Origin of the sequence: Oceanihabitans sp. 2_MG-2023 (assembly GCF_030547245.1) — a bacterium.
GTDB lineage: Bacteria > Bacteroidota > Bacteroidia > Flavobacteriales > Flavobacteriaceae > Oceanihabitans.
The window spans coordinates 25340-38086 of the sequence record NZ_JAUOQT010000008.1; the positions used below are offsets into that span (position 1 = coordinate 25340).

General features: G+C 29.6%; 13 protein-coding genes. 5 read left to right on the plus strand and 8 right to left on the minus strand.

Annotated features, from left to right (window positions below; translation table 11 throughout):
* Positions 1–29: 29 nt before the first annotated feature.
* The 3 genes from Q4512_RS14245 to Q4512_RS14255 form a co-directional block, all read right to left on the minus strand.
* Positions 30–968: a Stealth CR1 domain-containing protein gene (locus tag Q4512_RS14245; protein ID WP_303425849.1), complete on the minus strand. Its 939-nt coding sequence runs from the start codon at positions 966–968 to the stop codon at positions 30–32.
* A gap of 24 nt (positions 969–992) precedes the next feature.
* Positions 993–1862: an ATP-grasp fold amidoligase family protein gene (locus Q4512_RS14250; protein WP_303425851.1), complete on the minus strand. Its 870-nt coding sequence runs from the start codon at positions 1860–1862 to the stop codon at positions 993–995.
* A 160-nt stretch (positions 1863–2022) separates the two neighbouring features.
* Positions 2023–2838 (minus strand): 2,3,4,5-tetrahydropyridine-2,6-dicarboxylate N-succinyltransferase, encoded by an 816-nt coding sequence (locus tag Q4512_RS14255; protein WP_303425853.1) that lies wholly within the window; start codon positions 2836–2838, stop codon positions 2023–2025.
* A 203-nt stretch (positions 2839–3041) separates the two neighbouring features.
* On the opposite strand from Q4512_RS14255, the gene ruvX reads away from it, so the two are divergent.
* The 5 genes from ruvX (at position 3042) to mazG (ending at position 6216) form a co-directional block, all read left to right on the plus strand.
* The gene (ruvX, locus tag Q4512_RS14260) at positions 3042–3452 is read left to right on the plus strand and encodes a Holliday junction resolvase RuvX (RefSeq protein ID WP_303425854.1); all 411 of its coding nucleotides are present in this window, start codon (positions 3042–3044) and stop codon (positions 3450–3452) included.
* A gap of 150 nt (positions 3453–3602) precedes the next feature.
* Complete coding sequence (locus Q4512_RS14265) at positions 3603–4181, plus strand: T9SS type A sorting domain-containing protein (protein ID WP_303425856.1); 579 nt, start codon at positions 3603–3605, stop codon at positions 4179–4181.
* 116 nt (positions 4182–4297) lie between these two features.
* Positions 4298–4888 (plus strand): peptide deformylase, encoded by a 591-nt coding sequence (def, locus tag Q4512_RS14270; RefSeq protein ID WP_303425857.1) that lies wholly within the window; start codon positions 4298–4300, stop codon positions 4886–4888.
* Between the two features lie 56 nt (positions 4889–4944).
* Positions 4945–5364, plus strand: a complete 420-nt coding sequence (locus tag Q4512_RS14275) for a DUF5606 domain-containing protein (RefSeq protein WP_303425859.1) — start codon at positions 4945–4947, stop codon at positions 5362–5364.
* 78 nt (positions 5365–5442) lie between these two features.
* Entirely contained in the window at positions 5443–6216 is a 774-nt protein-coding gene (gene mazG, locus Q4512_RS14280) for a nucleoside triphosphate pyrophosphohydrolase (protein ID WP_303425861.1), read from the plus strand.
* A 230-nt stretch (positions 6217–6446) separates the two neighbouring features.
* On the opposite strand, the gene Q4512_RS14285 is transcribed toward mazG, so the two are convergent.
* The 5 genes from Q4512_RS14285 to Q4512_RS14305 form a co-directional block, all read right to left on the minus strand.
* Complete coding sequence (locus Q4512_RS14285; protein WP_303425863.1) at positions 6447–8369, minus strand: DUF349 domain-containing protein; 1923 nt, start codon at positions 8367–8369, stop codon at positions 6447–6449.
* Between the two features lie 116 nt (positions 8370–8485).
* A complete protein-coding gene (locus Q4512_RS14290; protein ID WP_303425865.1) occupies positions 8486–9220 on the minus strand; it encodes a shikimate dehydrogenase in 735 nt (244 codons plus the stop codon).
* Entirely contained in the window at positions 9213–10232 is a 1020-nt protein-coding gene (locus Q4512_RS14295) for a DUF368 domain-containing protein (RefSeq protein WP_303425867.1), read from the minus strand. Before Q4512_RS14295 ends, Q4512_RS14290 begins: the two co-directional genes overlap by 8 nt.
* Positions 10233–11240 (minus strand): DUF368 domain-containing protein, encoded by a 1008-nt coding sequence (locus tag Q4512_RS14300; protein WP_303425869.1) that lies wholly within the window; start codon positions 11238–11240, stop codon positions 10233–10235.
* 54 nt (positions 11241–11294) lie between these two features.
* A complete protein-coding gene (locus Q4512_RS14305) occupies positions 11295–12680 on the minus strand; it encodes a lipopolysaccharide assembly protein LapB (protein WP_303425871.1) in 1386 nt (461 codons plus the stop codon).
* Positions 12681–12747 lie beyond the last annotated feature (67 nt).

Genomic DNA, 12747 nt, shown 5'->3' on the forward strand with positions numbered 1-12747 from the left:
ATTGTTTTTGTTAAAGTAATTTTTTACTGTTAGTTTACTCGTTTTTCTAACCAATGTAAAAGGTATTCTAAGATAGTTGGAGGGCAAAGGTCTAAACTTTGCATGCCTAAAAATAATTTGTTTTTACTTTTTTTGTTCAATTTATATTTATACCAAAATAGGGGTTTTTTATAAGATCTAAAATACATAAGTTGCAAGTCGTCTTTAAAATAACAGGTTTCGTTTTTTATTTCTAGATGATTTGCTAATCCTTGAGGCGTAAATTGCGTATTGTCTCTAAATCTGTGTTTTATGTTATTAATGAACACCTCTTTATTTTCGTTGAAATATTTTTCGAAAGTAGATTTACGAAGTGGATGTGGTGTATGCTTAAAATTATAATAGGAATTAAAGCCTAGAAGTCTTGCTGCATTTTGCTGTATAGATTTATGACCAGTTCTAGGTTTTTTTAACTTTTTATAAAGTATATCGGTATCGAACTTTAACCATTTCCCTCTTAAAACGGGAAGCCCATTTTTAAAAAAATCATCAGGTTTTGTTTCTTTAATTAAAAAGAAATCGTCGTTAAAGTAAATAAAATGTTCTGCTAAATTGGGTATTCTGTATATGCAAGTTTCAATAGGTCTACAGTTAAAAACTGGTAAATAGGTTTCGTAATTTGCAAAAACAACACTATGATCTACTATGTTTACCTTGTTGTATTTGCTTTTTTTAGGTGTTAAAAAACCAGGAGTTTGTTCGTCTGTAACTACATGAATATTTCTAATATATGGAGCGAATTTTAAAATAGAATCTATAGTGAATTTAATTTCATTTACTTGGTCATACCGTGTTCTAAACTTTTTTGTTTTCGCTTTTTTATTATCTTTTATATATGGTAAAATCTTTGCTTTATGCTTTTCATCTTCCCCATCTACCCAAAGTATTACAGCATCAATTGGTTTTTGTGTTGTATTTTCTTTTGTCATAATAGTAATTAATTAAAAGTAAAATTAATTTACTTTGGTAATAACGTGGTTTTTATTTTCTTGTTTTGGTAGTATAAAATAATCTCCTATGATTTTATTGTATGCTTCAGGATAAAACTCTTTTCTTGCATCTGATGGGTAAAAGGTCATTTCCCCAAAAATAGATTTTCCGTTTATCGAATAAAAATCTACACGAACGAAGGGTAACTTGTCTGCTAATTTTTCAGAAAGCATTGCCATTTCTTGAAGATTGCTAGGTTTTTCTATATCAGAAGAAATGCTTTTGTAGTTTTTACTTTTACCAAAGGGTAATATATTAAATTCTAAATCAAAACAACCTTGTTTATGGTCTTCATCTCTATCTATATGCACATCAATAAACTTTGGTTTTCCGTTAAAGCAATAAAATTTATAATCTACTAATGAGTTTTTGTTATTTTCTTTTAAGAATTTTTCAATTATAATTTTAGGCTTTATGTCCTTATAAGCCCATTCTTGACCTTTTCGGTAGTATTGGTTTTTACTTAACCATTTGTTAAATAGATTTTTTGCTTTTTTAGTATCTAGCTTATTTTTATTGGTAACAATTAAATTATGGTTGTTGGTATGATTAGCTTTAACTACAAATTTGTTTGGTAATTTATTAAAATCTATGTTATTAACGTTATCATAAACAGCATAAAGTTCATTAAGATATTGTGCGCCAATTTTTTTTTCAACATAAGATCTAACAGCATGTTTATCTGCTAGTAGTGTTAGTATTTTTGGACGATAAAAAACCTTGTACCATTCAATTTTAGCATTAAACTCAATCGGGTTTTCTAAATTTAATTTTTTTCCTGAAAAGTATTCATAATGGTATTTTACATATAATTTAGAGGGTAGAAATCGCATTTTTCTAAGCGTTCTTAATGTAAATTTACGAATACTCTTAATCATTAATTTTTAGGTTTCAACAAATATAGTAAAAGTAAAAAGCTTTTATAAGAAGTGTTTTTATAAAAAAACCGCAATGAAATTTCAAAGCGGTTTATAATTAAATTTTTGTTTGTTTTTAAACAGCTACATCATATTCACGTAAAGCATCATTTAAAGAAGTCTTCTTATCTGTACTCTCTTTACGTTTGCCTATAATTAAAGCACAAGGTACTTGAAATTCTCCTGCAGCAAATTTCTTAGTGTAACTTCCAGGAATTACAACAGAACGCGCTGGTACAACTCCTTTGGTTTCTATCGGTTCATCTCCAGTAACGTCTATAATTTTAGTACTCATAGTTAGTACCACATTAGCACCTAAAACCGCTTCTTTTTCTACGCGAACACCTTCTACCACAATACAACGTGAACCTATAAAAGCTCCATCTTCAATAACAACAGGTGCAGCTTGTAAAGGTTCTAAAACACCACCAATACCAACACCACCAGAAAGATGTACATTCTTGCCAATTTGCGCACAACTACCAACAGTTGCCCATGTGTCTACCATTGTTCCTTCGTCTACATATGCTCCAATATTAACGTAACTTGGCATTAAAATGGTTCCAGGAGAAATATATGCTCCATGTCTAGCAACTGCATTTGGTACTACACGAATTCCTTTTTCTGCATATCCTGTTTTTAGTGGTATTTTATCATGATACTCGAAAATACCAACCTCAAGGGTTTCCATTTTTTGAATAGGAAAATATAAAACTACTGCTTTTTTTACCCATTCATTTACTTGCCAACCATCTGTAGTTGGTTCTGCTACTCTAAGTTTCCCTAAATCTAAAAGGTTTACAACCTCCTTAATTGCAGAAATAGTTTGTGGTTCTTTTAATAAATCTCTGTTGTTCCAAGCTGTTTCAATTAGCTGTTGTAATTCTTTCATTGCTATTATATATTTGCATTTTCATTAATACGAAAACTGCTATTGTTTCAAATTTTAGTTTTGCAAAGATAAATCTATAATTGGTTTATATAAAAGGTTGTATTAAAAATATAGTATAAATACCAAAACAATAAAATTAGCCTTATTTTTGTAAAATAATAATAATAACTTATTAAAATAACTCTCCTTTTTTGAGAATTTGTATGGCAAGAATTTTAGCATTAGACTTTGGTACCAAAAGAACAGGAATAGCAGTAACAGACGAATTGCAAATTATTGCTTCTGGTTTAACTACAATAGATACTAAAGAGTTAATTACTTTTTTAAAAGACTATTTTTCTTTAGAAAAAGTAGAGCTAATTCTAATAGGTGAGCCTAAGCAAATGAATAATGAGGTTTCTGAAAGTGAAGTCGCAATTCAAGCTTTTATTAAAAAATTCACTATTGCTTTTCCCGAGATGCCGATGCAGCGTGTAGATGAACGCTTTACTTCTAAAATGGCTTTTCAAACAATGATAGATTCTGGTTTATCTAAAAAAAAGCGTAAGAATAAAGCATTAGTTGATGAGATTAGTGCTACTATTATTTTACAAAGTTATCTGTATTCAAAATAGATTTTACTTTTTTTAATCGTTTAGTATGTATTTTATCGATTAAAAAAGCAAAAAAAATTCATTTAACGAGAATTTTTATTCAGTTGTCTAAAAATTAGATAGTTATAAGTTTGTGCGTATATATTTGTTGCAACCCAAATTTATTAACTTATGAAAAATCACTACTTTACAATGCTTGTATTGGCATTATTCTCGTTTACACAAATTCACGCACAATTTTGTCCTCCAACGGGATATGCAACTCCTTCTAATCTATATTTTATATATGAAGCAGGATCTTCAAATTGTGTCGATAGACCAACAACAGTGACCGTTGAGTCCTCCACCTTTACACAAACATCTTGTCAAGATCAATTATCTGTTTATGAATTGTCTTCTGGATCATCATTAGCCGATACAGAAAATATAGCTGTAGACTTTGGTTTTTCTATTTGTGAATATTCAGGTGGAACATTATCTGCAGAAGAATTTGAATTAATTTTTAAATCCATGCTAAAAGTATATCCTAATCCAGTTACACGTGGCGATAACTTACATATTGAAATAGGTGTAAATACTTCTGTAAAAGTAGAAGTGTATAATGTTACAGGAAAGAAAATGCTAAGTACTAATAAGTCACATTTAAACCAGCTATCTGTAGATGTTTCTAATTTAGAAAACGGTATTTATATAGCACAAATTGTTACAGATTTAGCAACAATTACTAGGAAAATAATTATTATGAATTAGTATAATTACTTCTATTACCTAAAAAACTCCTTAAATTTTAAGGAGTTTTTTTATACTTTTTAGCCAAGTAGTTAAGTAAGTATTGTATTTTTGCATGAAATTATTTAAAATACCTCATGATATTACCTATTGTAGCTTATGGAGATCCTGTTTTAAAAAAAACAGCAACAGACATTACTAAAGATTACCCAAAATTAGACGAGTTAATTTCTAATATGTACGAAACGATGTATGGCGCTTTGGGTCTAGGTTTAGCAGCTCCACAAATTGGATTACCAATTCGTATGTTTTTAGTAGATGCAGAACCTTTTGCCGAAGACGAATCTTTTTCTAAAGAAGAACAGGAACAATTTAAAGGGTTTAAAAAAACCTTTATAAATGCAAAGATTTTAGAAGAAAAAGGAGATGAATGGGCTTTTAATGAAGGTTGTTTAAGTATTCCTGATGTACGAGAAGACGTCTTTAGAAAACCAGAGATTACTATCGAGTATTTCGATGAAAACTTTGAAAAACATACCGAAACATACGATGGTTTAATAGCTCGTGTTATTCAGCATGAGTATGATCATATTGAAGGTATTTTATTTACAGACAAACTATCTTCATTAAAAAAACGTTTAATTAAAGGAAAGCTAACAAACATATCTAAAGGAAAAATAGGAGTAGATTATAAAATGCGATTTCCTAACCAAAAAAAGAAACGATAAAATTTGTTTTGCAATGGCAAACATTTGATATTTGCCATCTTTAAAAAAATAAGTATATGAGCTTAGAAAAAGTATTATCCATTTCTGGAAGACCAGGATTATATAAATTAATTGCACAAACACGTGGTGGCTTTATTGCAGAATCTTTATTAGATAAGAAAAAGATTTCTGTAAATATGCAACATAACGTTAGTATTTTAAGTGAAATAGCGGTGTATACACTGCAAGAAGAATTACCTTTAAGAGAGGTTTTTAATAAAATAAAAGAAAAAGAAAACGGTAAATCAACTTCTATTAGTCATAAAGAAAGTAAAGATAAGTTAGAAGAATACTTTTTTGAAGTATTACCAGATTATGATGAAGATAGAGTATATGCTAGTGATATTAAAAAAATCATTCAATGGTATAACTTATTAGAAAAGCATGATATGTTAGACTTTGATAAAGCAGAAGCTTCTTCGGAGGAAGAAGAATAACATTCTCAATTAAAATATTAAAAAAATCCAACTTATGTAGTTGGATTTTTTGTTTGTAAATTTACCAAAACGCGATATATGAATTCTAGAGACAACCAATTGAAAGCCTTTGATAGATTATTAACTATTATGGACGAATTACGCGAACAATGCCCATGGGATAAAAAACAGACTATGGAGACTCTACGTCATTTAACTATTGAAGAAACCTATGAATTAGGAGATGCTATTTTAGATAAAGATTTAGAAGAAGTAAAAAAGGAATTAGGAGACGTATTATTACATATTGTTTTTTATGCAAAGATTGGGAGTGAAACCAAAGCCTTTGATATAGCAGATGTTTGTAATGAAATTTGCGATAAATTAATACATAGACATCCACATATTTATGGAGATGTTAAAGTAGAAAATGAAGCGGATGTAAAACGAAATTGGGAAAACTTAAAACTTAAAGAAGGAAAAAATAGTGTGCTAGAAGGTGTGCCAAAAAGCTTACCAGCTCTAGTAAAAGCAAATAGAATTCAAGATAAAGTTGCTGGTGTGGGATTTGATTGGGAGCAACCAAGCCAAGTTTGGGAAAAAGTAGAAGAGGAGCTTCATGAATTTCAAGAGGAAGTAAAAGCAGAAAACCAAGAGGCTATGGAAAGTGAATTTGGGGATGTTTTATTTTCAATGATAAATTATGCTAGATTTTTAAATATAAACCCAGAGAATGCATTAGAGCGTACTAATAAAAAGTTTATTAAACGTTTTCAGTATTTAGAAGAAAAAGCGAAGTCTTTGAATAAAAATTTAAAGGATATGACGCTTGCAGAAATGGATGTTTTTTGGGAAGAAGCAAAAAAAATATAGTTTTTTTTTATTAATATAATCCAAAATTAATTTTCTACCGTATATACTACAAATGGCACTACTTTCATGAGTAGGTTAATAGCAGATCAAATTCTTAAAAGTGTCATTCTATTATCAATGTTATTTTTTAGTAGTAAAAAATAACAGTTTAGTTAGTTTAGTTAGGAACTAATCCTATTTGAATTTTAGTTATTCAAATAGGATTTAGTTTTTATATAATGCCTTGTAATTTAGTAAAGTTCTTTGATTTTACGAAGTTTATTTTTCCAAAGCTCTAAAGATTCTTTATGCTTGTTTATATTTTTATGGACTTCTTTAACTAAAGGATTATCGTCTTTAACATTGGTGAAAAACTGAAGATTATTTTCTAATTGATTAATTTCTCCTTTTACTTCGTCAATTTTCTTTCTAATAAAGGAGCGCTCATTATCTAAAAATCTACTGTCTTTAGCGTTACTTAAGTTTTCTAATTTGTTTTCAAACTTCATCATTTCAGCTTCCGCTTTATCCATTTTAAGTGCATCAAATAAAGAGTCTAAAGTTTTACTAAATTTTCCTTCTATATAGCGTTTGTTTGGTGGTACGCTACCTAAGGCTTTCCATTGTGCAATATGATCTTTTATACTTTTTAAGTCTTTATCATTTTCACCAGTCATTTCTAATGACTTCATGGTTTCTAATAGCTCTTTCTTTTTATTGTAAACCTCGAAGCCTTCTTTGTTTTCTGCATCCTTTATCGCATGAAACTTATTAAAATAATGATTGCAAGCACTTTTAAATTGTTTCCATATTTTATCACTATCTCTTCTCGGTACATGACCAATGTTTTTCCATTCCTCTTGAATTTTTTTCATTAAAGGAGTGGTCGTTTCAAAATCATCGTTATCCTTATTGTCCTCAGCAATTTTAATTAAAGCTAGTTTTTTATCTAGATTGGTATGTTGTTCTTTTTTTAAATCTTTATAAAAAGCATTTTTGTTTCTATTAAAGTCTCTAACTACATCTTTAAATTTAGACCAAGTTGCTTCGTTTACTTTTACAGGAACTTTTCCTGCGCTAAAAAACTCTTTCCGTAATGCTTCTATTTCTTTTATTTTGCCTTGCCAAGCGCTATGTGATTTTACTGGCTGTTTAGAAATGCTTTCAATTTTGGCAATAATAGCATGTTTGGTTTCTAAATTTAATTCGTAAATCTTGTCTAAGTCTTTAAAATAATCTTGACGTTTATCATGAATAATTTTGGTAGCAGCTTTAAATCTATTCCAAATATCGTCTCTATGTTCTTTTGCAACAGGTCCTAAATCTTCTTTCCAGAGTTTGTGTAATACCTGAAGTTCTCTAAAAGCACGATTTAAATTATCGTCTTGTGCAAGTTCTTCTGCTCTTTCAATAATTTTAAGCTTTTTATCTAAATTATGTTTAAAGTCTAAATCACGTAAATCTCTATTTAAATGTAAAAAATCATAAAAAATTTCTACATGATGATGATAGGTATTCCAAGCATTATTGTATTTATCTCTTGGTATTGATCCTGCATTTCTCCATTGTTCTTGCAGTTCTTTAAAATGGTTATAGGTGGTATTAATATTTTCTTCAACATTAATTAAACCTTTAATTTCTTCTATAATACGTAATCGTTCTTCTAGATTATCTTTATGGCTTTTTTCAATGCTTTTGTAGTGAGCATTTAATTTGTCGCGATATACAAAATAGGTTTCTTTAAATTGTTTATGAATAGGGTTTGAGTAATGAAAATCGATTTCATTGCCACCTTCATTTAAAAACTCTTCCTTCTTTTCGTCTAAAAGTGTGTTGAATTTGGCTTTAAACTCTGCTCTTATGTCTTCAACATGTTTTTTTATGGCTTGCACTTTTTCATTTGTAACCAATTTTTCAAGTTCTGCAGTTAAGCCTTCTAAATCCATAGCATGATAGTCTTTTACCTCTATCTCATGTCTGTCTTTTGTGTCTTCGTCTTCAGCATCTTCAGCGTTTACAGCTTCAATTTCATTTAAAACTTCATCCTGATTTTCTTGCGTGTCCTGATTTTCTGTTGGTATCGTTACATGGTTTTCTTCTGTTGTAGTAGAATTTTCTGTAGACTGATTTTCTTGTTTTCCGTCTGCTTGTAGCAGGTTATCTTTCTCTGACATTATAAAAATGATTGGTTCGTAAAAGTACTCTAGCGTTAAAGATACTAAACAAGGCTTATATTTTCAAAAAAGAAGCTAGTATTAACTAAATGAATTTTAAGGAGTATTCGTATTCATTACTTGTTCCAGATTTGCCAAGATTTTTCTGCTTGTAATTGTAGCATTTTGTAGCCATTAATTATGGTTGCTTTTTTTTGCTTTCCATACTTTAAAAATGTAGATTCTTCTGGATTATAAATAAGATCAAAAAGCAAGTGTTTTTCTGTGATTGCTTGGTAAGGAATATTTGGACACGCTTTTATGTCTGGATAGGTGCCTAATGGTGTACAGTTTACTATTATAGTATTCTTTTTTAGGATTGTTTCTGTTAGCTGTTGGTAAGAAATTTGATTCTCTTTTGTTGCGTTTCTAGAAACATAGGTATAAGAAATGTTTAATTTTTTTAAGGCATAAGCTATCGCTTTGCTAGCGCCTCCAGTGCCTAAAATTAGTGCAGATGTATGGTGTGGTTTTAGATGTGGTAGTAAGGAATTTTTAAAACCATAGTAGTCTGTGTTGTATCCTTTTAGTTTGCCTTTTTTGGTGAATTTTATGGTGTTTATTGCGCCAATTTTTTTAGCATTTTTATCTAATTTATCTACATACGGAATAATAAGTTCTTTGTAGGGAATAGTAATATTAAAGCCTTTAATGTTACTATCTTCTAAAAGTGAAGGGAAATCTGTTATGCTTTCTAAGTCAAAGTTTTGGTAGTTGGCATCCGTTATTTCTTCTGCTTTAAACTTTGCAGTAAAATAAGATTGCGAGAATGAGTAATCGATGTTTTTTCCTATTAATCCAAATTTACGCATTTGTTTTTCTTGTTTTTTGTCCGTAGAATTCTATAGCTAAAACGATAGCAATCCCTAGTATTGTAAATAGAATAGCAAGGTACGTTTCTTGATTTAATTCTGGTATAAAGCGCTTGTAGTTTTCTATAATTTTTGTTCCTGTAGAATCTGTTAAAAAACTACCGTCTTCATATGTTTTATAGACTGTTTTTTTAAAAGGCCAAACAACACCCAGAGATCCAACAATAAAACCAATTATGGAAGCTGTTGTTATGCTTTTATAGTTTTTTAATATATAACTTAATACATGCGAAAATGTTACTAAACCAGTAAAAGATCCTAATGTAAATACAGTAAGTACTTTTAACATTCTTAGACGTTCTGAATTTTGCATAAACGAAAAATCGCCTTTAAGCATATCTGCAAAACTATCATATAAAGCGTTTACAGAATCTACTAAAAGTAATACGTAATTACCTAAAAGAATTAGAATAAAAGAGCCAGAAAAACCAGGGAGAGTCATACCCGAAACACTAATAATACCGCAGATAAATACAAACCATAGATTGTCGTTTTCTTTAGCAGGATCTAAAAAACTTATGCTAATACCAATTGTAATTCCGATAAATAGAGCAAGATAGGTTTTGTAATTCCAGTCTTCAAAATCTTTACTAATGTAGTATATGGAGCCTATTATCATTCCGAAAAAAACACTCCAAACATAAAGTTCGTAATGGATAATTAAATAATCTAATATTTTTGAAATACTAAAATAACTTATAATCATTCCGAAGAATAACAAACTTAAAAATCGACCATTAATGTAGGTAAAGAAACTTTTAAATCTTCCATTAATAAAAAGCTTAAATGCTTTACCATTTATTTTTTGAAGTGAATAAATAAACTCTTCATAGAAACCAGCAACAAAAGCAACTACACCCCCAGAAACACCGGGAACTTTGTTCGCAGCTCCCATTCCTAATCCTTTTAAGACTAGAAATATTTTGTCTGTAAATGTTCTAGTACTTTGCATTTATTTTACTTTATTACCTATTTTTTCTAGAATAAAAATGGTTAAAAATCCAGTGATCATTAAGGCAACTGCTGTTAATAATTGAGCATTTGTCTGGTTTATTTCTGAAAAATTAGAAGGTAAAATACTTTTTTCAACAATTGTTTTATAGCTCTCAAAATTTTGAATAGTTTTTTGGTACACAGAAAGAGTTCCTAAATCACTAAGACTAGAAAATGGAATAATTTCACCAGTAGTATCGCTCATAACAGAGACCGTTTTTTTCCATGGCCAAACCTTGTTTAGCGAGCCAAAAATAAAACCAGTTAATACTGCTAATGTTATATTGTGATAATTTTTAAATAACCATTTTAAAACACGTGAAAAACTTAATAGTCCTACAATTGCACCAAAAGCGAAAATGGCTATTTTTTTGATATCTAAACTATCGATTGCAAGACTTAAAGTTTTGTAAGCACCAAGAATTACTAAAATAAATGAGCCCGAAATTCCTGGTAAAATCATTGCGCAAATGGCAATTGCACCAGCAAAAAATAAAAAGTAAGGATTGTTGCTGCTAGCCATAGATGGCAAAGAAGTTATGTAGAAGGCTAGTACTGCACCAATTATTACGGCTAAAATGGCAGCCAAGTTCCATTTCGTAATTTGTTTACCTATAAAAAGAATACTAGCTATAATTAGTCCAAAAAAGAAGGACCAAATTAAGATAGGATGTTGTTCTATTAGATATTTAGCAAGCTTCATAAAAGAAGCAAAGCTGATGATCATTCCTATTAGCAGTGCTAGTAAAAAGTTACCATTTACTTTTTGCCAAAAGGCAGAAATACCTTCGGTTTTTAAAATTTTAAGTGTGTTTAGATTTACATTGCTAATGGTTGTTATTAGCTCTTCGTAAATTCCAGAAATAAAGGCTATTGTGCCACCTGAAACACCAGGAACAGCATCTGCTGCACCCATTGCAATTCCTTTAAAAGATATGATTAAGTAGTCTATAAACCGTCTTTGCATGCTTTGATTTTTTGCTTAAACCAAAGGTAATATTTTAAGAAGACAATTTTTGCATTATTTTAATTTTAGTAACTTTTTCACCATAGGCTTATTAAAAACATTAGGGAAAAGTTCTTCAATAATAAAAACGTATTCAGGATTTGAACGCGTTGCATTTTTTAAGTGAAAGGTTCCCTTTTCTGTTTCATGTTGTAAAAAGTATAGGCCACCAAGTCTGTATTCTAATTCTGCGTTTTCTGGATGAAATTCAACTGCTTGTAAAAAGTTATAAATTGCGGCTTCGGTTTCTCCAAGTTTTAAAAGAATGTCTCCTCGAGTAATCCAAGTGTCTACTTCGTAATTCCCTAATTCTAATACTTTTTTATATCCACGTTCTGCTTCTTCTAAAAAGTTTAAGCGATGGTTTATTTGAGCATATAGTTTCCAATAGATCACATTTTCTGTGTCTATATTTATAGCTTTATTTATATAGTATAAAGCTTTATTGTAGTTTTTCTTTTTGTTATAAAACTTTGTGATTGCAATCCATCCTTTATCTAATAATGGGTCTTCATGTACCGTTTTATAAAAATATTGAACCGCTAATTCGTTATTTCCTAATTTTTCATAGCATTGAGCAATGCGTAATAAAGCAAAGGAGGTAGGATCATCTAGTTGTAAAGATAAAGTGTAACTTTCTATAGCATCATTAAATCTTTTTAGCTTTTCTAGAACTTTTCCTTTTTCTAGATATGCGCCAACAAATGTATCGTCCGAAATAATTGCAAAATCATAAGCGGCAAGAGCTTTAGTGTATTCTTTAGTGGTATAATATTGTTTGCCTAATTGATGCCAAGCAACTTCACAGTATGGATTCTTATTTAAATAGTCATTTAGGTAGGCGATTGCTTCATCATTTTCATCTAGAAAATCGAAACAATAAATCATATTATATAGTGCAGAATAATCTTCAAGGTCTTGTTCTAAGCATTTCATGAAGTTTTGTTTGGCTTCTTCAAATTTATCTAAAAACAGATATTCCATACCAATTAAAGAATATAAATCTGTTGTTTCATCTGCAAATTCTAATGCACTTATTAATACATCTACAGCTTTTGCATGATTATCTTGTTTAGAAAAAATATTAGCTTTTTGAATATAGATTTCTTCGTTTTGAGGTTCTAAATTATGAAGCTCATTTAAAAGTTTATCTGCTTTCGTTAATTCGTTTTCAAAAATATAAACTTCCACTTTAAATAATCTTAAGTTTATAGAGGTAGGATGCTGTTCAAGGCCTAATTTAATGGCTTTTTTTGCTAAAGCAACCTTACCTTGGTTAAGGTAGTGGTGTATAATATTCTCGAACTCCTCTGAATCGAAAAACAACACATTGTTTGTTTTTAGCATCGATTCAAATTTAGTAAGTGGTAAATTGTTGTTGTCGTTTTGACTAAACTCCATAGGCAATAAGTATGGTTCTTCTATAATAAATGTACTATTCTAATTAGCTAATAATGTAAAATGTGCT

Coding starts and splice junctions, on each gene's coding strand:
- Q4512_RS14265 (WP_303425856.1), top strand. CDS start 3,603: ATGAAAAATCACTACTTTACAATGCTTGTATTGGCATTATTCTCGTTT.
- Q4512_RS14300 (WP_303425869.1), bottom strand. CDS start 11,240: ATGCAAAGACGGTTTATAGACTACTTAATCATATCTTTTAAAGGAATT.
- ruvX (WP_303425854.1), top strand. CDS start 3,042: ATGGCAAGAATTTTAGCATTAGACTTTGGTACCAAAAGAACAGGAATA.
- Q4512_RS14290 (WP_303425865.1), bottom strand. CDS start 9,220: ATGCGTAAATTTGGATTAATAGGAAAAAACATCGATTACTCATTCTCG.
- mazG (WP_303425861.1), top strand. CDS start 5,443: ATGAATTCTAGAGACAACCAATTGAAAGCCTTTGATAGATTATTAACT.
- Q4512_RS14245 (WP_303425849.1), bottom strand. CDS start 968: ATGACAAAAGAAAATACAACACAAAAACCAATTGATGCTGTAATACTT.
- Q4512_RS14275 (WP_303425859.1), top strand. CDS start 4,945: ATGAGCTTAGAAAAAGTATTATCCATTTCTGGAAGACCAGGATTATAT.
- Q4512_RS14255 (WP_303425853.1), bottom strand. CDS start 2,838: ATGAAAGAATTACAACAGCTAATTGAAACAGCTTGGAACAACAGAGAT.
- Q4512_RS14295 (WP_303425867.1), bottom strand. CDS start 10,232: ATGCAAAGTACTAGAACATTTACAGACAAAATATTTCTAGTCTTAAAA.
- def (WP_303425857.1), top strand. CDS start 4,298: ATGATATTACCTATTGTAGCTTATGGAGATCCTGTTTTAAAAAAAACA.
- Q4512_RS14305 (WP_303425871.1), bottom strand. CDS start 12,680: ATGGAGTTTAGTCAAAACGACAACAACAATTTACCACTTACTAAATTT.
- Q4512_RS14285 (WP_303425863.1), bottom strand. CDS start 8,369: ATGTCAGAGAAAGATAACCTGCTACAAGCAGACGGAAAACAAGAAAAT.
- Q4512_RS14250 (WP_303425851.1), bottom strand. CDS start 1,862: ATGCGATTTCTACCCTCTAAATTATATGTAAAATACCATTATGAATAC.